This window comes from Pseudomonas baltica (assembly GCF_014235765.1).
Classification (GTDB): Bacteria; Pseudomonadota; Gammaproteobacteria; order Pseudomonadales; family Pseudomonadaceae; genus Aquipseudomonas; species Aquipseudomonas baltica.
Genome location: NZ_JACMYH010000001.1, coordinates 2064889 through 2084601, shown reverse-complemented (window position 1 = coordinate 2084601; position 19713 = coordinate 2064889). Strand labels below are relative to the sequence as shown.

Below are 19713 nucleotides of genomic sequence, written 5' to 3'. Positions count from 1 at the left end.
AGTGGCCTCAACGCTTGGAACTGGGCTATAATCCGCGCCCATTTTCTATCCCTCGCCAGGCGATCCCCCATGACCCAACAGGCCGCCGAAGTCGCGAAGCGCCGCACTTTCGCCATCATTTCCCACCCGGATGCGGGTAAGACCACTATCACCGAGAAGCTCTTGCTGATGGGCAAGGCGATTGCCGTGGCCGGTACGGTGAAGTCGCGCAAGTCCGACCGTCACGCGACCTCCGACTGGATGGAAATGGAGAAACAGCGCGGGATCTCCATCACGACTTCCGTGATGCAGTTTCCCTATCGCGAGCACATGGTCAACCTGCTCGACACCCCGGGCCACGAAGACTTCTCGGAAGACACCTACCGCACCCTGACCGCAGTGGACTCGGCGCTGATGGTGCTCGACGGCGGTAAAGGCGTCGAACCGCGGACCATTGCCCTGATGGATGTCTGCCGCCTGCGCGACACGCCGATCGTCAGTTTCATCAACAAGCTGGACCGTGACATTCGCGACCCGATCGAGCTGCTCGACGAGATCGAGGCGGTGCTCAAGATCAAGGCGGCGCCGATCACCTGGCCGATCGGCTGCTATCGCGACTTCAAGGGCGTCTATCACCTGGCGGACGACTACATCATCGTTTACACGCCAGGCCATGGCCACGAGCGCACCGATGTGAAAATCATCGAGAAGCTGGACTCCGACGAGGCGCGCGCACACCTGGCCGACGAATACGACCGCTTCGTGGAACAGCTGGAACTGGTGCAGGGGGCCTGCCATGAGTTCAATCAGGACGAGTTTCTGAACGGTCAATTGACGCCGGTGTTCTTCGGTACGGCGCTGGGCAACTTCGGTGTCGACCATGTGCTCGACGCCGTCGTGAACTGGGCGCCACGCCCCTTGCCGCGAGTGGCGAACGAGCGGACCGTGGAACCGGTGGAAGAGAAATTCACCGGCTTCGTGTTCAAGATCCAGGCAAACATGGACCCCAAGCACCGTGACCGTATTGCCTTCATGCGCATCTGCTCGGGCCGTTACGAGAAAGGCATGAAGATGCGCCACGTGCGCACGGGCAAGGACCTGCGCATCGGCGACGCCCTGACGTTCTTCTCCTCCGAGCGCGAGCAGCTGGAGGAAGCCTTCGCCGGCGACATCATTGGCCTGCACAACCACGGCACCATCCAGATCGGCGACACCTTCAGCGAGGGTGAAAGCCTGGGTTTCACCGGCATTCCGCACTTCGCCCCGGAGCTGTTCCGTCGAGTGCGGCTCAAGGATCCGCTCAAGTCCAAGCAGTTGCGTCAGGGCTTGCAGCAGCTGGCCGAGGAGGGCGCCACCCAGGTGTTCTTCCCCGAGCGCAGCAACGACATCATCCTGGGTGCGGTCGGCGTGCTGCAGTTCGACGTGGTCGCCAGCCGGCTGAAAGAGGAATACAAGGTGGAATGTGCCTACGAGCCGATCACCGTATGGTCCGCCCGCTGGATCGAGTGCGCCGACAAGAAGAAGCTTGAGGAATTCAGCAACAAGGCTGCGGAAAACCTGGCCCTCGATGGCGGTGGGCACCTGACGTATCTGGCCCCGACCCGGGTCAACCTGGCGCTGATGGAAGAACGCTGGCCAGACGTGAAATTCCGCGCCACCCGCGAGCACCATTGATCAATCCGATCCGGGCCTCAGTGACGGATCTGGTCCCAGGTCCGGGTACGTAGCTGCTCGATATCGGCGGGCATGGGTTGCAGCAGGAACAGCTTGCTCATGACCTCGGCGCTGGGATAGATCCGCCGATCACCCTTGAGCGCAGGGTTGACCCATTCATCGGCGCCTTCGTTGCCATTGGCGTAGTGCACGCTGTTGGTGATGTCGGCCATGACCTTGGGTTCGAGCAGGTAGTTGAGAAAGGTGTACGCAGCATCCTCGTTCGGCGCATTGGCGGGGATGGCGACCATGTCGAACCACATGGTCGAGCCCTCGCGCGGCAACGTGAACTCGATCTCCACGCCCTGGCCCGCCTGTCTGGCCTGGGTTTGCGCCTGCAGTACGTCCCCGGAAAAACCCACTACCGCGCACAGCTTGCCTTCGGCCAGTTGATGGCTGTACTCCACCGAATCGAAGTAGCGTACGTAGGGCTTGATGCTCAGCAGCAGCGCGCGGGCCTTGTCGTAGTCGGCAGGGTTCTGGCTGTGCGAGGGCAGGCCCAGGTAGTTGAGGGCCATGGGCAGCAGTTCGGGACCGATATCGAGGATGGCGACCCCGCATTTCTGCAGGCGAGCGATGTTTTCCGGTTTGAACACCAGGTCCCAGGAATCCACTGGGGCATCGTCGCCGAGCGCCGCCTTGACCTGCTCGACGTTGTAGCCGATGCCGCTGACGCCCCACAGGTACGGAAAGCCGTAGCGGTTGCCGGGGTCGTTGATTTCCAGGGCGCGCAGCAGCGCGGGGTTCAGGTACTTCCAGTTCGGCAGGCGAGTGCGGTCCAGCGGCGTGAGGTTGCCGGCGCTGATGTGGCGGTTCATGAAGTGGTTGGAAGGGAAGATCACGTCGTACTTGCCGGGCGCTTCGCGCAGGCGTTTTTCCAGGGTTTCGTTGCTGTCGAAGGAGCTGTATTGGGTTTCGATGCCGGTCTGGCGCTGGAAATTGGGCAGGGTGTCGGGGGCGATGTAGTCGGGCCAGTTGTAGATGCTGAGCGTGCCGGCGGCGAACGCCATGGGCGTGACAAGCGTCAGTGCGGCGAGGGCCAAGCGAAGCATGTGGTGATTCCTGAGCCGCCGTTGATTGCCTACTGTAATCATAGAAACGAAGTGGGGGAAGGCCCGTGGCTGCATAGAGCTGCGCGCTGCGCCGCGACAGCGGTATAGTGCCCGGCGCACCCTGTCATCGAGGAGATCGCCGTTGCGTTGGGTATCATGGATGCTGGCCACCGTTGTATGCGCCGTACAGGCCGCCGTCGCTGCGCCGCCGGTGGCGACTCTCGACCGCAGTCACTGGCCGGAACGCATCGATTCGCCAGTGCTGTTCGACGTGGCGTCGCGCGCGCACATCCTGCTGTTTGCACGCTCGTTGCTGGCCAGTGAAAGCCAGGACGAAGCACAGCTGACCACGCGCCTGGGCCTGCGTCAGATCAACCTGCTGGCGATCAACGACTTGCGCCAGCGGCTCTGGCAGCGGCTCTGGGCCAATTTCGACCTCGCCCAGCAAAGCTGCGAACAGGATGCCTCGTTCTGCTATGCCATCGACAGCGAAGGCGACCTGCGCGCCCAGGCGGCCGACCTGGGAATCGATCCCGAATCCTTCTACTCCGGGTTCGCCGTGCCGGGCCAGGTATTCAGCGAGGCCTATCTCAACGAACTGTTGCGTCTGGCCGCGGTTTCACCGCAGACCACCAGCGAGGTGCAACTGTTGTCGGAGCAGGAGTTCGATGGCAACGGCTTTGCCGACCGGACGTTCCTGCTGACCTTCGATGGCGGCCCGAGCCCGGTCGATGGCTCTACCGATGCGTTGACCGGGTACCTGCGAGCGCAGGATTGGAGCGCTACCTTCTTCGTGCCCGGACAAAGCCTGCAGGCGCGTGCCGAAAAGACCTCGGTGGCCCAGCTGCAGGCACTGTATGCCGGGCAGTGCGTGGCGACCCTGGGTTGGCAATACGTGTCCCATGGCCAATGGGACAAATGGCAGGACTCGATACTGCGCAGCGTCGCCCTGCTGCAGACCGACCTGCCCGACAGCTACGTGCCCTGGTTTCGCCCGCCGTACGGCCAGCGTCGTGCCGACAGCGCTGCATTCTTTGCCGGAGCGGGGCTGAAAGTGGCGCTGTGGAACATCGATTCGATGGACGATGACAGCCGCCTGACGGCCCTGCAGGCTGGCGAGCGGGCGCTGAGCCTGATGCTGCTGTGGCGACGCGGAATCGTGGTGTTCCACGACAACCTGGCCAAGGCGCAGACCGCGCTGCCCTGGCTGATGCGGGAAACCGCCCAGACCGGTATCAACTGGCAGGCCTGTGCGGATGTGCAATAGGCCTAGTCGGCAAACGCCAGTATTTACGGGGGGTTGGCAGGTTTTTGGGGAAAATTGCGCAAGCGAGGAGGGGCGGGTCAACTTCTGACTCTAACGGCGTCCGCGCCACCCGCCAAGCGTTATTCGCACCGCTGAAAAATAAACTTCAAAAAACCGTAAAGTGCTTTTTTCCTTAATGGGTTTTGCGGTATTACGAAGACAGACCGCCGAACCCTGCATCACAGGTGGCGTCTTCGACAGACTCTCCACCTGTGCGCAGGTCCTGCTCCTTGATGTGGGAATCCGGCGGCCTTTTCGCGGCGCAGCACCGTCCAGGTATTGCGTTGTCAGGCTCCCAAAAAGGTGACCGAGTATGGATGAACAAGGACGCAGCACCTCTTCCAATCAGCCAATCCTTTATGTGCTCGATACCAACGTACTGATCCACGATCCAAACGCTCTGCTGAATTTCGAAGAACACCGTGTCGCCATTCCCATGACCGTGCTGGAGGAACTGGACAAACTCAAGGATGGCAAGCAGACCGTCGCTGCCGAATGCCGGCAGGCCATCCGCCTGATCGACAAGACCCTGGGCGATGCATCGCCGGCCGTGGTCGAATCCGGCGTGCCGATCATGCGCGTCAGCGGCAACACCAAGGGCTTTCTGTCCATTCTGATGGACAAGCGTCCCGAGCCCTCGAACCTGCTGCCGCAGAACCTCAACGACAACATCATCATCAACCAGTTGATCGACCTGCACACGCGTCACCCCGACCTGAGCGTGATTCTGGTCACCAAAGACATCAACATGCGCCTCAAGGCGCGCGCCTGCGGGATTGCCGCCGAGGACTACAGCACCGATCAGTTGGTGGATGACGTATCGCTGCTTTCGCGTGGCTATCACAACGTGACCGGCTCGTTCTGGGACCGCGTGAGCAAGGTCGAGACGCGCCAGGACCATGGCCGCACCTGGCACCGGGTGCAGTTGAGCGAAGTGCTGCCATCGGTGCACATGAACGAGTTCATCATCGACGAGCAAGGCTTCGTCGGTTGGATCAAAGGCATCAAGGACGACGAGCTGATGATCCTCGACCTGCACCAGGAGCCCTTGCTGCATCAGGAAGCCTGGGGTCTCAAGCCGCGAGACATCTACCAGGGGCTGGCTCTGTTCGCCCTGCTGGACCCGGACATCCATCTGGTCAACCTCTCGGGCGCAGCGGGGTCGGGCAAGACCATCCTGGCCCTTGCCGCGGCCATCGAGCAGACCATGGTGACCAAGCGCTACCGGCGCATCATTGCAACCCGCAGCGTGCAGGGGCTCGACCAGGAAATCGGTTTCCTGCCCGGTACCGAGGCGGAAAAGATGGAGCCTTGGCTGGGCGCCATCACCGACAACCTCGAAGCCTTGCACATGGAGGATGAAAATACCCACGGCAGCGTCGACTACATCCTGAGCAAGGTGCCGTTGCAGTTCAAATCCCTCAACTACATCCGAGGCCGCAGTTTCCAGCAAAGCCTGATCCTGATCGACGAGTGCCAGAACCTGACACCGCACCAGATGAAAACCATCATCACCCGTGCCGGTGCCGGTTCCAAAGTGATCTGCCTGGGCAACCTGGCGCAGATCGACACCCCCTACCTGTCGGCCCCCAGTTCCGGGTTGACCTATCTGACGGAGCGTTTCAAGGACTTCCCCCAAGGCGTGCACATCACCCTGCAGGGTGTACCGCGGTCGATCCTGGCCGAGTACGCCGAAAGCCACCTGTAGGTCAACAACCCTGCGCAAACGGACTCGCTATCGGTGCCTGGGCACCGACAGTGAGCCTAGCCTTCGAATTCATGAGGGATCTCCCGCGGGCCTTCCTGCAGAACGAACCGGTAGGAACGCCCGGTTTTCTTTTCGAAAGACAGTGTTTTGCCCGGCCGGATGTGATGCTTGGTGGGCGGGGCACAGTGCTGTCCGTTGCGATCGCAGTCGTTGAAATGATCCAGTACCACCGTGGCGTTGCCTTTGTTCGGGATCGTGAAGCGCTCGGCCTCGTGCAGCACTTCGGTGGCGTAGGTGGTCTGCGCCGGCTTGACGAACATCACCGCGCCATAGCCGGCAAGGATGCTCACCCCGGCCGACAGCGCCTCATTGTACTGCTGGGCTTGCTCGCTGGTGAGGCCGAAGCCGTCGCCGGTTTCCGGAAGGACCGGAATGAAACGCAGGCGAAAGTAGCGTTCGGCCTGGCGTTCGCCCCGGTACAGCAGGCGCACCTGCTGCATGCCATTGGGCGGCACGATCACCCGGGCTGGGCTGGCGATCAGGGTGCGCTGTTCGGCCGGCAGGCCATCCAGAGGCACTTCGGTCACGGTGCCGTCGGCGGCGTAGACCAGCTCGGCCACGCTGACCTTGACGAACGCTGCCGTGTCACCGCTGTTGTAGATGCGCTTGAGCGAGGTGCTGCGGTTGCCGTCGAAGTATTCGTAGAGGCTGCCGATGTTCAGCTGCGGTGCGGCCCAGGCGTCGAACGTCGTCAGGCCGAGCAGTAGCGCGAGGTATTTCATGGAAGGCTCCTCAAGGGTTGGCGTCATAGATGATGGTGACCCACCCGCTGTATCGGGCGCCGGGGTAGCGCAGCATGGCTTCGGCCGAGGTGCCGCTGACGTCGAAGTGCAAAGTACCCGGCGCATTGCTCGCAGTGCCGGTGGGGACAATGGTCTTGGCGTAGTTGCGGCCATCCAGCACCGGTAGCCGATCGACCGGCATGCCATTGCTCTGGAAAGCACCCGGCAGGGTCAGCGCCACATCGAGTGGTACGTAATGCTCGGCAGCCTGATTCTTGAGCAGGCACTGGTCACGCCGTTCTGGGTATTCGCAGGCCAGGTAGATGCTGAAGGGGCTGCCAGCCCAAAGGCGCAGCGGCGTGTCGTGATACAGACGGACAGGCGCCCTGCTGGTGTTCATCACGCTGGTCCAGCTGCCTTGGGGGGCAAGCCTGATTTCGGTACCGTGGGCCGGGAAATCGACGCGCATTTCATGCATCACCTTGAAGCTGATGCGCACGCGGAACTGATCGGTACTGGGGTCCAGGATATTGCCGAAGTCGAAGTCCTGGCCCAGCCCCACACGGTAGTCGGCAATGCCTTCCCAGTCGCCGGGGGCCAGCGAGCCCACCGGTGGGAAATCGGGCCTTACCGAGATGCCGGTGTTGGTGAATTCCGAATCCTCCACATTCGGATTGCCGGATTTGGTCGAGAAACAGGGAGCCGGGTTGGTAGTGTTCAAGGCGTGCCAGAGAAACCGGGAATAGCCCGGCCCGCCACCCAGGCTGCCAAATACGCCGCAGCCATTCGGCGAGCCGTTGACGACCGTCTCGTGCTCCCAGCTGACTCGCTGGCTGAATTGATAGAACGCCAGGAACATGGTGGCGGTTTCGCCGGTGAGCCGGTTCTGCAAGGTGATAGCGCGCCGTGCCGGCAACCGGACGTAGACCTTGTCGCGCGCATCGGGTGAATTCACATCTACGCGTTTGCGATAGGTAATAGGCAGGTTCGTCGACCATGAAGTGGCGCAGAAACTGCCACCTCCGAAGTGATTGCAGTAGCTGGCATTGGGCGTCGTGTTGACGAACCGGGTCCCCTCGATTCGCGCAGTGAAGGCTATCTCGTTGGCCGTGGCCTGGGGTGTGAAGGGCAGGGCCAGCAGCAAGGTGGCTGCCATGGCGCGAAGCGTGTTCATCCTGCATCTCCTTCATGATTGTTGCCGGTTGCCGCGAGGGTGTCTGGGCTGCACTGTTGATCGCCCACCATCAGCACTTCGTTTTCACGCTGGGCGTTCTTCTCGTCGAGCTTGAGGAAACACAGGCGTGCGCCACTGCGGCGCACCTCCAGGGTGGGCGTGGATTCGCTCATTTCCACGGCGAAGAAACCGTCCGCCTCGCTCAGGCTGCGGCTGGCATGATTGATGACCATGGCACCCTTGATCGGCGCACCACCGGCATCGAGCAGACGCCCCAGCACGGTGACCGTGCGCATGATGCGCACTTTCTGGTAGGTCACCGCGCCACGGTTGAGGTGGTAACTGAAGCTCGACGGCTGGATCACCGCGGCATGGGCTTCCAGGCCTTCGAAGTCCATCAGCACCTGGCCCGGTCGATAGGCGCGCAACGGCAGGATATTGCGCCCTGGCCGCAGTGTGGCGCTGGGGCCCTGCAGGCTGTCGGCGCGCACGCGCAGGTTGTCCAGGTCGGATTCGACGTCGACGATCATGCCGGCTTCGTAGGGTTGGAAATCACCACTGATGGCGGCTTTGCCGGCCCCCACGGCGACGGTGCTTTCCAGGTTCAGGCCGCCACTGACGGCGTGGTCGTAGGACGAGTTCTGCACATAGGCATCGCCGTACACCATGCTGTTCTGGAACTGCACATTGGCCGCCAGGGCGGCCCCGTAGCGATCGCCGGTGAGGGTGCCGGCGACGTTGCGCAGGGTGTGATGCTCCAGGCTTTGCTGGTAGGTCACCGAGACGTTGCGATCGCGAGTGCCGTCCAGCGCCGTGCGGCTACCCAAGGTGGCGGACAGGCGTCGCCCTTCCTGCCCCAGGCTCATGCTCAGGGTGAAATTGACCCCACGATTGCGGGCGCCGTCGGTGGCGAGCGTGCCGGGGCGGTCGAACACCGAGGCACGCCAGTTGGCGTCCGAGCCCATCAGTTTGCCGTGGTACACCAGGCCCAGGTCCACGGAGGTGCCGGCGTAAAGACCGTCGTCGCGGGCGATGCGGGTATGGGTGCTGAAGCGCCGATCCATTCGGTGCTGCCAGGACAGTGAAGTCTGGATGACCTGTTGGCCCGGTCGCGGCTCGCGTTCGCCGCGCAGTCGTGGGTAGCGCTGCCAGCTCTGGTTGCGGCTCAGCACCAGGTTGCCGGCACGGTAGTTCCACAGCGCCTGCAGGTCGTAACCCTGGCCGTGTTGGTCGGTGTGATACACATTGGCGTACAGCTTGGTGCTTTGCAGGGCGTCCCAGTCGGCGGAAAGCCCGTATTGGGTGTAGTCGCCCACGCGCTGCAACGAGCTGCCGAGCACCACCCGCGAGTGCGCCAGGTAGTTGAGCAGCACACCGCTGCTGAGGCTGTCATCGCTGTCTTCTTCCCAGTTGCTGAGCAAGGTGCGGCGCTGGCCCAGATAGAGGTTGTAGCGCCATGGCTGGTCGGGGTTGCTCCAGTTCGACGGCTTGTAGATGAATGCTTCGTTGCTGGCGGTTGTCTGCCCATCCTCGATCAGGCGCACTTCGACGTCATAAATGCCGCCGGGCAGCACTTTGGTATCGATGGCTTGCAAGCCCGGTTGCACTGGCTGGCTGTTGATCAGCACGCCATTGCGGTAGATCTCCACCACGCCGGGGCGGTTCGGGGTGACATAGATGGGGGTGGCGCTGGGGGTGGCGTTGTCCACGGCCAGGCTGTCGCTGCTGCCGTACATGACACCCAGGGCGGTCAGGGGCGTGTCGCCCAGCAGGCGCGGCTGGCGGGTCAGGCCCTGGGCGTCGGGCATGAAATAGCCGAGGCGATAGAAGTGGCCCTGGTCCATGCGCTCGGCGTAGAGCTGGTCGACACGATGGCGGGTACCGTAGCGGTCGTCGTCACTGCGATCGGCCTGCAGTTGGGCCAGGGTGGTCCAGTCACCGAGGCTGCCTTGGCCCTGCAGCGCGTAGCGCCCGACTTGTTCGAAGCGTCCGGCGGAAATGTTCAGCTGATTGCGCAGAATCATGCCGTGACTGCCGTGCTCGGGCAGGGCGTGATAGCGTTGGTCTTGCGCAGTGCGTTCCACCGTACGGGTAAGAATGGACAGGCGCGAGTCGTACAGGCTGTAGTGCAAAGCCACCAGGTCGTCGCGGCAGCTCTGCGTGCAGTTGCCCAGCGGCACGGGGTCGGCCAGGTAATCGGCCCATCGCTGGCGCAGCGGATCGGGCGCACGGCCTTCTTCGTCCGCGGTGAACTCGATCAGTTGCACGCGCTCCTGGCGGTCCAGGGTGATCAGCGCTTCACCCAGGCCGCGTCCATCCAGATCGACGTGCACGGCCAGCGGCACGTCGTAGAAATGCTCGTTGAACTCTCGTGGCAACCCCTGGGCCTGGCTGGACAGGGCCGTAGTGGCGATGTTCGTGTTGCCTGTCACGGTGGTCGGGGACAGTGCCACCAAGGACAGCAGGCCCAGCGCCAAAGGGCCGGTGAACACCGTTGGGGTGATTCTAGTCATGGTTGTCACACAGGCAGAGGTCGCCCTGCCGGGCACACGGGTGCCCGGCGGGGCAACGTTCAGAACACGGGGTTTGAAACGAGGTCAGACCGGATCAGGCGTTTCGAAGACCAGGTTGACGGTGCCCTGGTAGGTGCCCGGAACGTAACCGGCAGATGGCTTGGCGCCGGCGGTCACCAGAAAGTCGACCACGGTGCCGGCAGCGGCATCGGCTACGTTGGCGACGATTTCAGAGCTGGTGCTCAAGGCCTGGTTGCCCACCTTGACGTTCAGACCAATGGAGTTGGACCCGCTGGTCATGGTCGGGCTGTTGAGCAGTTTGGCCTTGATGGCCCCGCTGGTGCTTTTCATGGTCAGTTGCTTGCGGATCGGCTCCAGGCTGCCGTCCACCGGCTTGAAGCTCATGTTCTGTGGCTCGTTCATCCAGTTGCCACCCAGTGGCTCTACGATGAATTTGTCGGTGGGCACGGTAGCGGTCACGGTCACGGTGTGATCGATACGCTGGTCGGCCATGGCACTGCCGGTGAACAGCAGGGCCAGTGGCAGCGCGAGGACTGAAGATTTCATTGGGTACGACTCCTTGATTTCGATATGAGCAGCAGGTGCGCACTGCTGGTCGAACCGACGTTGGGCTGAGGTTCTTCCGGTCGGTTGGCAGCGCGAGGGAGAATTGTGCCGGGCGCAGGGCGGTCAAAAAGTCGGACGGTTCCCAAACTTTGTGGGATCCGTCCTACAACGCGACGCTCGAGGTTTTGTGCAACGCAGCTGTTCCGGGGCTACAATCGTCGCTTCTGGAACAGGAGCAAGGCAGTGCTGACTCATCTCGATTCCCAAGGTCGCGCCAACATGGTCGACGTCACCGACAAGGCCATGACTTCCCGCGAAGCGGTGGCTCAGGCGCGTATCCGCATGCTGCCGCAGACCCTGCAGATGATCGTCGAGGGTGAGCATCCCAAAGGCGATGTCTTCGCCGTGGCGCGCATCGCGGGCATTCAGGCGGCGAAGAAAACCAGCGACCTGATCCCGCTCTGTCACCCGCTGATGCTCACCAGCGTCAAGGTCGAACTGGCCGCCGACGGCGCGGACGCCGTGCTGATCACCGCTCGCTGCAAGCTGGCCGGGCAGACCGGGGTCGAGATGGAAGCGCTGACGGCGGCCAGCGTGGCGGCCCTGACCATTTACGACATGTGCAAGGCGGTCGACCGCGGCATGGTCATCGAACAGGTGCGCCTGCTGGAGAAACAGGGCGGCAAGAGCGGGCATTTCAAGGCGGACGCTTCATGAACTACACCGTGTTGTATTTCGCCCGCTATCGGGAGCTGCTGGGCACGGGCGAGGAAGTGGTAACGGGTGAATTCGCCAGCGTCGACGCGTTGCGCGAATTTCTCATCCTGCGCGGCGACCGCGAGGTACTCGCGGAGAAAGGCCTCATGTGTGCGCGCAACCAGGAGATGTGCGGGCTGGCCGAACCCTTGTTTGATGGCGATGAAGTGGCATTCTTTCCCACCGTGACCGGAGGTTGAGATGAGTGTTCGCGTGCAACATGAGCCGTTCGACCCCGGCGCTGAACTCAATGCCCTGCACCAGGCCAACACCGGCGTGGGCGCCGTGGTGAGCTTTGTCGGCTACGTGCGCGATTTCAACGACGGGCTGGAAGTGCGCGGGATGTTGCTGGAGCATTATCCGGGCATGACCGAAAAAGCCTTGGACAAGATCATCTTCGAGGCGGCGCAGCGCTGGCCGTTGCTCAAGCTTGCGATACTGCACCGGGTGGGCGCGCTGGCGCCGGGCGAGCCGATCGTGTTCGTCGGCGTGGCCAGCGCCCATCGTCAGGCGGCGTTCCAGGCGTGCGACTTCGTCATGGACTATCTCAAGACCCGGGCGCCGTTCTGGAAAAAGGAGAACACCGAAGATGGCCCGCGCTGGGTGCAGGGACGCGAGAGCGACGAGGCAGCAGCGCAGCGCTGGGAGTGATTGTCCGCCCATGCGCTGAGGCAGGTTGGAACGCGGTGCGGCTTTCGCGGCCACGGACCGCTCCTACAGGGGGCTTGAGTACATTCGTAGGAGCGGCCATCGGCCGCAAAGAGGGCGGCGCGGTTAGGCCGCTAAATCGCGGTGCGGCTTTCGCGGCCGCGGACCGCTCCTGCAGCGGTCAAGGGTGCTTGCGTTCGACGGGTTTCAGCAGCTCGGCGGACGGCATTTCGAAGTTGATCTTGCGACCCAGCAACGCCTCGATCGATGGGAGCTGGTAGGAGTCGTCTTCGCCGGCGAAGCTGATCGAGACACCGCTGCTGCCGGCCCGGCCAGTACGCCCGATGCGGTGAACGTAGTCATCCGGCACTTCGGGCAAGGTGAAATTGATCACATGGCTGATGCCGTCGATGTGGATGCCGCGGCCCGCCACATCGGTAGCCACCAGTACGCGAATCTTGCCCTCGCGGAAGCCTTCCAGGGTTTTGATGCGCTTGTGCTGCGGCACATCGCCGGACAGTTGCGCGGCATTCACGCCATCGCGCACCAGGCGCTCTTCGATGCGGCGGACTTCGTCCTTGCGGTTGGCAAACACGATGACGCGCTCCCAGTCGTTGCTGGTGACCAGGTTGTAGAGCAGTTTGTATTTGTCGCTGCCAGCCACTGCATACACATGCTGCTCGACGCTTTCGCTGGCCACGTTTTCCGGCTCGATCTCGACGATGGCCGGGTCGGTGGTCCACTGCTGGGCGAGGTTCATCACGTCTGCGGTGAAAGTGGCGGAGAACAGCAGGGTCTGGCGTTCCTGTTTGGGTGGCGTCTGGCGGATGATCTGGCGCACCTGGGGTATGAAGCCCATGTCGAGCATGCGGTCGGCTTCATCGAGCACCATCACCTCGACCATGTCCAGGTGCACTTCGCCGCGCTGGTTGAAGTCCAGCAGGCGGCCGGGGGTGGCAACCAGGATGTCGCAATGGCGTGCTTCGAGCTGCTTGAGTTGCTTGTCGAAGTCCATGCCGCCGACGAACGTCATCACGTTCAGGCCGGTGTACTTGGTCAGGTCCGCGGCGTCCTTGGCAATCTGCACCACCAACTCACGGGTCGGCGCGATGATCAGCGCGCGCGGCTCGCCCATGAAGCGCTCCTTGGGCGGAGGGGTCTGCTGCAGTTGGGAGATGATCGACACGAGGAAGGCAGCGGTCTTGCCGGTGCCGGTCTGGGCGCGGCCGATGGCGTCGCGGCCCTCGAGCGTGTAGCCCAGCACCTGGGCCTGAATCGGTGTGCAGTATGGAAAACCCAGGTCGTGGATGGCGTGCATCAGCTCGTCGGTGAGCGCGAAGTCGTGGAAGCGTGTCTTGCCTTCCTGCGCTTCCACCTGAAAATCGGTACGGCTCCAGGCAGGCGCGACGGGTTTGGGCTGACGGACCCGCACAGGCTTTTCATCGGCGATCACGGTCGGTGCGGGTGCTTCGGGTTCGGGGCTGACGCTGGGGGCTGGCGCAACGGCGGCCGGCTGGGTCGATGCGTGGGTGTCGACGGGTAGGGCGCCGGTGGCGTCAGTGTCGGCTGCAAGGGGTTGCGCCTCGCTTTTGCCGAACATCTTCTTGAGTGCTTTGAGCACAGGCTTCTCATCGATTGGTTGAGGAATGAACGTCAGGCAGTGTAATGCAAGAATCGAGCACGACGATAGAAGAGTGGTGGGGACGTACGGTGGCCGCTGTGTGGCCGGTACTGCGCGGCGCCTGCTTCGCGGCCGATGACCGCTCCTACGAGACGACCGCGAACCTATGTAGGAGCGGCCCGCGGCCGCGAAGGGTGCGCTGCGGTTCGCCTGACACACCGCGGCGCCTGCTTCGCGGCCGATGACCGCTCCTACGAGTCGACCGCGAACCTATGTAGGAGCGGCCCGCGGCCGCGAAGGGTGCGCTGCGGTTCGCCGGACACACCGCGGCGCCTGCTTCGCGGCCGATGACCGCTCCTACGAGTCGACCGCGAACCTATGTAGGAGCGGCCCGCGGCCGCGAAGGGTGCGCTGCGGTTCGCCGGGCACACCGCGGCGCCTGCTTCGCGGCCACAGATCGCGCCTGCGGATGTGCAAGGTGTCAGTGCAACCGTTCGGCCAGCCAGTCGCCGATGTCGGCGATCTCTTGCGGTAACACTTGGTGACCCATGGGGTATTCCTGCCACGCTGCGTCCACGCCCCAGCGTTTGAGGTATTCATAGGCGCTGCGGCCCATGGCGTTGATCACCACTTCGTCATTCTGCCCGTGCAGGCACAGCGCCGGCGTGCGCTGCTGGCTGGCGGCCAGTTCGATCTGCTCGTCGAAAGTCGGAGCGTAGGTCGACAGCGCCAGCACTCCCCCAAGCGGACCCTGCCAAGCGATATAGGCCGTATGCAATGCCACCGCGCCACCCTGGGAAAAGCCTGCGATGAAGATCCTTTCGGGCGGGATGCCGCTGGCCTGCTGCTCCTCGATCAGCCCGCAAAGCATCTGCGCAGACGCCTCCAGCTGGCTTTGGTCGATGGCCCGTGCAGGACTCATGGCAATGATGTTGTACCAGCTGGGCATGGCGTAGCCGCCGTTGATCGTCACTGCGCGAGTGGGTGCCTGCGGCAGTACGAAACGTGTTCCCTGCAATCGTTGCTGCAAGGCTTCCGCCACGGGCAGGAAGTCATATCGGTCAGCGCCTAGGCCATGCAGCCAGATGACACAGGCGTCGACGCTGTTGTCGGGTTCGATGATCAAGGGGTCGGTCATGGTTGCTCCGTTGTGGGGCGCCCGCTCTGTTTGAGTGCAGTGCAACGAGGCGCGATGGTGCGATCTCTGAAGAAGATGTCGCAAGGCTACAAGTTTTTCTATTGACGTGCATTTAAACGCTGATGCGATTCACTATGGTACGACGCTTGCTATGTAACTGGCGTAATACCAGCATCGTCATCGGCGGTAACACTATAGAACCGTTATGGACTGACGCAGAGCAGTCAACGACGATGCGGAAAAATTTGCCGATGATCACCAGAGACGCCGCAGTCCACTGCGTCGAACCTTGCGGGGAGCGGGGGCAAGCGTTGCATATCCCGGTCGGGCCATCCGGTCGGTCGGGTTCATCACTTGTATTGCGATTGAAGCTTTGACCCAACAACAAGCCGACACGGGTCGACAGCGCCTCATTTAGGTGCAGCGCAATTCAAGCTCGGACACAACAAGAGCAACTGGAGGTTTTGAATGAAGATGTTGAAATCCACCCTGGCTGTACTGACCGCTGCGACCGTTCTGGGCGTAAGCAGCTTCGCTCAGGCGGGTGCCACTCTGGACGCCATCCAGAAGAAAGGTTTCGTACAGTGCGGCGTCTCCGACGGCCTGCCTGGTTTCTCCGTTCCTGATGCTTCGGGCAAGATCGTCGGTATCGACGCCGACGTCTGCCGCGCTGTTGCGGCTGCCGTGTTCGGTGATGCTACCAAGGTCAAGTTCAGCCAACTCAATGCCAAGGAGCGCTTCACTGCGCTGCAGTCCGGTGAAATCGACATTCTGTCGCGCAACACCACCTGGACCAGCTCCCGCGATGCGGGCATGGGCATGGTCTTCGCCGGCGTCACCTACTACGACGGCATCGGCTTCCTGGTGAACAACAAGCTGGGCGTGAAAAGTGCCAAGGAACTGGACGGCGCCACCATCTGCATCCAGGCCGGTACCACCACCGAGCTGAACGTGTCCGACTACTTCCGTGGCAATGGCCTGAAGTACACCCCGATTACCTTCGACACCTCCGACGAAAGCGCCAAGTCCCTGGAAGGCGGCCGTTGCGACGTATTGACCTCCGACAAGTCGCAGCTGTTCGCCCAGCGCAGCAAGCTGGCCGCGCCGAACGATTACGTCGTCCTGCCGGAAACCATCTCCAAGGAGCCGCTGGGCCCAGTGGTACGCCGCGGTGATGAAGACTGGCTGGCGATCGTCAAGTGGACCCTGTTCGCCCAGCTCAACGCTGAAGAGGCAGGCGTGACTTCGAAGAACGTCGAAGCCGAAGCCAAGGCTACCAAGAACCCTGACGTGGCACGCCTGCTGGGCGCCGATGGCGAATACGGCAAGGATCTGAAACTGCCGAAGGATTGGGTCGTGCAGATCGTCAAGCAGGTCGGCAACTACGGCGAGATGTTCGAGCGCAACCTGGGCGCGAACACCCCGCTGAAGATCGATCGTGGCCAGAACGCTCTCTGGAACGCTGGCGGTATCCAGTACGCACCTCCGGTGCGCTGATCGGCCCGGCGCCTGACGGCACGTTGCCGTCGGGCGCTGTTCTCCATCTCTCCTGGGGCTTTCCATGCAAAATCAAATCGGCGCACCCAAGCAGGGGTTATCCCTGACTGATCCACGTGTGCGTGCGTGGCTTTTCCAGATCATCACCATTGTGGCGGTGGTCGGTATGGGCTGGTTTCTGTTCGACAACACACAGACCAACCTGCAACACCGGGGCATCACTTCCGGCTTCGACTTCCTTGAACGCAGTGCCGGCTTCGGCATTGCCCAACACCTGATCGACTACACCGAATCGGACAGCTACGCGCGCGTGTTCCTGATCGGCCTGCTCAATACCTTGCTGGTGTCGATCATCGGCATCATCCTGGCGACCGTGCTGGGCTTCGTGATCGGCGTGGCGCGACTGTCGCCCAACTTCATGATCAACAAGCTGGCGACCGTCTACATCGAGGTGTTCCGCAACATCCCGCCGCTGCTGCAGATCCTGTTCTGGTATTTCGCGGTGTTCCTGACCCTGCCGGGTCCGCGCGCGGCACATGGTTTCATGGACAGCTTCTACGTCAGCAGCCGTGGTTTGAACATGCCGGCCGCGCTGGCGGCGCCAGGCTTCTGGCCATTCGCTATCAGCGTGGTGGTAGCCATCGTGGGCGTCGTACTGATGTCCAAGTGGGCCACCAAGCGCTTCGAGGCCACCGGCCAGCCGTTCCACAAGTTCTGGGTGGGCCTGGCGATCATCATCGTATTGCCGGCCCTGTGCGCGCTGATCTTCGGCACGCCGGTGCATTGGGAGAAACCCGAGCTCAAGGGCTTCAACTTCGTCGGTGGCTGGGTATTGATCCCGGAACTGCTGGCCTTGACCCTGGCCCTGACCGTGTACACCGCGGCGTTCATTGCCGAGATCGTGCGCTCGGGCATCAAGTCGGTCAGCCACGGCCAGACCGAAGCGGCCCACTCGCTGGGGCTGCGCAACGGCCCGACCCTGCGCAAGGTGATCATCCCGCAGGCCCTGCGTGTGATCATTCCGCCACTGACCAGCCAATACCTGAACCTGGCGAAGAACTCTTCCCTGGCAGCGGGTATCGGTTACCCGGAAATGGTTTCGCTGTTCGCCGGTACCGTGCTCAACCAGACCGGTCAGGCGATCGAAGTCATTGCCATCACCATGAGCGTGTACCTGGCGATCAGTATCAGCATTTCCCTGCTGATGAACTGGTACAACAAGCGCATTGCGCTGATCGAACGGTGAGGATGAGCGCATGACGACCCATATTTTCAAACCCGACCAGCCACCACCGAGCAAAGTCTTCGGACCTGTTGCGTGGATGCGCCGGAACCTGTTTTCCAGCTGGCTCAACACGCTGCTGACCCTGCTGTCGCTGTACCTGATCTGGCTGATCGTGCCGCCGCTGTTGAGCTGGTCGATCTTCGACGCAAACTGGGTCGGCACCACCCGTGCCGACTGCACCAAGGAAGGCGCCTGCTGGGTGTTCATCCAGCAGCGTTTCGGTCAGTTCATGTATGGCTATTACCCGCCCGAACTGCGCTGGCGCGTCGATCTGACCGTGTGGCTGGCAGTGCTGGGTGTGGCGCCGCTGTTCATGTCGCGGTTCAAGCGCAAAGCGGTCTATGGCATCGGCTTCCTGGTGCTTTACCCGGTCATCGCCTACTTCCTGCTGCACGGCGGCGCGTTCGGCATGCCGACCGTGGCAACCAGCCAGTGGGGTGGCCTGATGCTGACCCTGGTGATCGCTACCGTGGGCATCGCTGGCGCCTTGCCGCTGGGGATCCTGCTGGCGTTGGGCCGGCGTTCGAAGATGCCGGCGGTGAAGGTGGTCTGCGTGACCTTCATCGAGTTCTGGCGCGGCGTGCCGTTGATCACCGTGCTGTTCATGTCTTCGGTCATGCTGCCGCTGTTCCTGCCCGAGGGCATGAACTTCGACAAGTTGCTGCGGGCGCTCATCGGGGTCATCCTGTTCCAGTCCGCCTATGTAGCCGAAGTGGTGCGCGGTGGCATGCAGGCGATTCCCAAGGGGCAGTACGAGGCGGCCTCGGCCATGGCGCTGGGCTACTGGCGCAGCATGGGCCTGGTGATCCTGCCGCAGGCCTTGAAGATGGTCATCCCGGGCATCGTCAACACCTTCATTGCATTGTTCAAGGACACCAGCCTGGTGATCATCATCGGCCTGTTCGACCTGCTCAACAGCGTCAAGCAGGCGGCAGCCGACCCGGCATGGCTGGGCATGGCAACGGAGGGCTACGTGTTCGCGGCCCTGGTGTTCTGGATCTTCTGTTTCGGTATGTCCCGCTACTCCATGCATCTGGAGCGCAAGCTGGACACTGGCCACAAGCGTTAGGAGCTTAATCATGAGTGAAGCGATCAAGAAACCGGCGGGCGCACCGGGCATCATCCAGATGCAAGGCGTGAACAAGTGGTACGGCCAGTTCCACGTGCTCAAGGACATCAACCTGAACGTGGCCCAGGGCGAGCGCATCGTCCTGTGCGGGCCCTCGGGCTCGGGCAAGTCGACCACCATCCGTTGCCTGAACCGCCTGGAAGAGCATCAGAAGGGCACCATCATCGTCGACGGCGTGGAGCTGACCAACGATCTCAAGCAGATCGAGACGGTACGGCGCGAAGTGGGCATGGTGTTCCAGCACTTCAACCTGTTTCCTCATCTGACCATCCTGCAGAACTGCACGCTGGCGCCGATGTGGGTGCGCAAGATGCCCAAGCGCCAGGCCGAGGAAATCGCCATGCATTACCTGGAGCGCGTGCGCATCCCGGAGCAGGCGCACAAGTTCCCCGGCCAGCTGTCCGGTGGCCAGCAACAGCGCGTGGCCATTGCGCGGGCGTTGTGCATGAAGCCCAAGATCATGCTGTTCGACGAACCGACTTCGGCGCTCGATCCGGAAATGGTCAAGGAAGTGCTCGACACCATGATCGGCCTGGCTGAAGACGGTATGACCATGCTCTGCGTGACCCACGAAATGGGCTTCGCGCGCACCGTGGCGAACCGGGTGATCTTCATGGACAAGGGCGAGATCGTCGAACAGGCCGCGCCGAACGACTTCTTCGACAATCCGCAGAGCGACCGGACCCGGATGTTCCTGAGCCAGATCCTGCACTGATTGCCGTTTGCGGCACACGAAAAACCCGGGCCTGTGCCCGGGTTTTTTCGTTACTGGCCTGACACACCGCGGCGCCTGCTTCGCGGCCGATGACCGCTCCTACGGGGAATGTGGGAACGGTGTAGGAGCG

17 protein-coding genes are annotated in these 19713 nt (G+C 62.4%); 10 read left to right on the top strand and 7 right to left on the bottom strand.

The window, feature by feature from the left end; all coding sequences use genetic code 11:
• Positions 1–69 precede the first annotated feature (69 nt).
• A complete protein-coding gene (locus H7993_RS09355) occupies positions 70–1653 on the top strand; it encodes a peptide chain release factor 3 (RefSeq protein ID WP_122479646.1) in 1584 nt (527 codons plus the stop codon).
• 17 nt (positions 1654–1670) lie between these two features.
• Here the strand turns inward: H7993_RS09355 and H7993_RS09350 are convergent, their stop codons facing one another.
• On the bottom strand, positions 1671–2744 hold the full coding sequence (locus H7993_RS09350; protein ID WP_185794123.1) for a polyamine ABC transporter substrate-binding protein: 1074 nt from the start codon (positions 2742–2744) through the stop codon (positions 1671–1673).
• A gap of 160 nt (positions 2745–2904) precedes the next feature.
• Between H7993_RS09350 and H7993_RS09345 the strand changes: the two genes are divergently transcribed.
• Together H7993_RS09345 and H7993_RS09340 are read left to right on the top strand one after the other, a co-directional pair.
• On the top strand, positions 2905–4011 hold the full coding sequence (locus H7993_RS09345; protein WP_185794216.1) for a polysaccharide deacetylase family protein: 1107 nt from the start codon (positions 2905–2907) through the stop codon (positions 4009–4011).
• A gap of 352 nt (positions 4012–4363) precedes the next feature.
• The gene (locus H7993_RS09340) at positions 4364–5758 is read left to right on the top strand and encodes a PhoH family protein (RefSeq protein ID WP_122479643.1); all 1395 of its coding nucleotides are present in this window, start codon (positions 4364–4366) and stop codon (positions 5756–5758) included.
• A 56-nt stretch (positions 5759–5814) separates the two neighbouring features.
• On the opposite strand, the gene H7993_RS09335 is transcribed toward H7993_RS09340, so the two are convergent.
• The 4 genes from H7993_RS09335 to H7993_RS09320 all read right to left on the bottom strand — a co-directional run bounded on the left by H7993_RS09335 (position 5815) and on the right by H7993_RS09320 (position 10794).
• On the bottom strand, positions 5815–6540 hold the full coding sequence (locus tag H7993_RS09335) for a fimbrial biogenesis chaperone (RefSeq protein ID WP_122479642.1): 726 nt from the start codon (positions 6538–6540) through the stop codon (positions 5815–5817).
• A 10-nt stretch (positions 6541–6550) separates the two neighbouring features.
• On the bottom strand, positions 6551–7714 hold the full coding sequence (locus H7993_RS09330) for a hypothetical protein (RefSeq protein WP_185794122.1): 1164 nt from the start codon (positions 7712–7714) through the stop codon (positions 6551–6553).
• A complete protein-coding gene (locus H7993_RS09325; protein WP_185794121.1) occupies positions 7711–10227 on the bottom strand; it encodes a TcfC E-set like domain-containing protein in 2517 nt (838 codons plus the stop codon). The genes H7993_RS09330 and H7993_RS09325 overlap by 4 nt, the downstream gene beginning before the upstream one ends.
• Positions 10228–10311: 84 nt before the next feature.
• Complete coding sequence (locus H7993_RS09320; protein WP_185794120.1) at positions 10312–10794, bottom strand: CS1 type fimbrial major subunit; 483 nt, start codon at positions 10792–10794, stop codon at positions 10312–10314.
• Between the two features lie 243 nt (positions 10795–11037).
• Here H7993_RS09320 and moaC point away from each other — a divergent pair, with 243 nt between their 5' ends.
• Genes moaC through moaE form a run of 3 tightly spaced genes read left to right on the top strand, consistent with a single transcriptional unit; the run spans position 11038 to position 12201 of the window.
• On the top strand, positions 11038–11511 hold the full coding sequence (gene moaC, locus H7993_RS09315; protein ID WP_122479638.1) for a cyclic pyranopterin monophosphate synthase MoaC: 474 nt from the start codon (positions 11038–11040) through the stop codon (positions 11509–11511).
• On the top strand, positions 11508–11750 hold the full coding sequence (locus tag H7993_RS09310; RefSeq protein ID WP_185794119.1) for a MoaD/ThiS family protein: 243 nt from the start codon (positions 11508–11510) through the stop codon (positions 11748–11750). The genes moaC and H7993_RS09310 overlap by 4 nt, the downstream gene beginning before the upstream one ends.
• 1 nt (position 11751) lies before the next feature.
• Positions 11752–12201, top strand: a complete 450-nt coding sequence (gene moaE, locus H7993_RS09305) for a molybdopterin synthase catalytic subunit MoaE (RefSeq protein WP_122479636.1) — start codon at positions 11752–11754, stop codon at positions 12199–12201.
• A gap of 178 nt (positions 12202–12379) precedes the next feature.
• On the opposite strand, the gene rhlB is transcribed toward moaE, so the two are convergent.
• Together rhlB and H7993_RS09295 are read right to left on the bottom strand one after the other, a co-directional pair.
• On the bottom strand, positions 12380–13819 hold the full coding sequence (rhlB, locus tag H7993_RS09300) for an ATP-dependent RNA helicase RhlB (protein WP_185794118.1): 1440 nt from the start codon (positions 13817–13819) through the stop codon (positions 12380–12382).
• A gap of 481 nt (positions 13820–14300) precedes the next feature.
• Complete coding sequence (locus tag H7993_RS09295) at positions 14301–14957, bottom strand: alpha/beta hydrolase (RefSeq protein WP_185794117.1); 657 nt, start codon at positions 14955–14957, stop codon at positions 14301–14303.
• Positions 14958–15425: 468 nt separating this feature from the next.
• Between H7993_RS09295 and H7993_RS09290 the strand changes: the two genes are divergently transcribed.
• From H7993_RS09290 to H7993_RS09275, 4 genes are all read left to right on the top strand, one after another.
• Positions 15426–16454, top strand: coding sequence for an amino acid ABC transporter substrate-binding protein (locus H7993_RS09290; RefSeq protein ID WP_122479633.1), 1029 nt, complete (start codon positions 15426–15428; stop codon positions 16452–16454).
• Between the two features lie 64 nt (positions 16455–16518).
• Complete coding sequence (locus H7993_RS09285) at positions 16519–17700, top strand: amino acid ABC transporter permease (RefSeq protein WP_122479632.1); 1182 nt, start codon at positions 16519–16521, stop codon at positions 17698–17700.
• A 10-nt stretch (positions 17701–17710) separates the two neighbouring features.
• Positions 17711–18808, top strand: a complete 1098-nt coding sequence (locus H7993_RS09280) for an amino acid ABC transporter permease (protein WP_043186351.1) — start codon at positions 17711–17713, stop codon at positions 18806–18808.
• A gap of 10 nt (positions 18809–18818) precedes the next feature.
• Entirely contained in the window at positions 18819–19583 is a 765-nt protein-coding gene (locus H7993_RS09275) for an amino acid ABC transporter ATP-binding protein (protein ID WP_043186354.1), read from the top strand.
• Positions 19584–19713 lie beyond the last annotated feature (130 nt).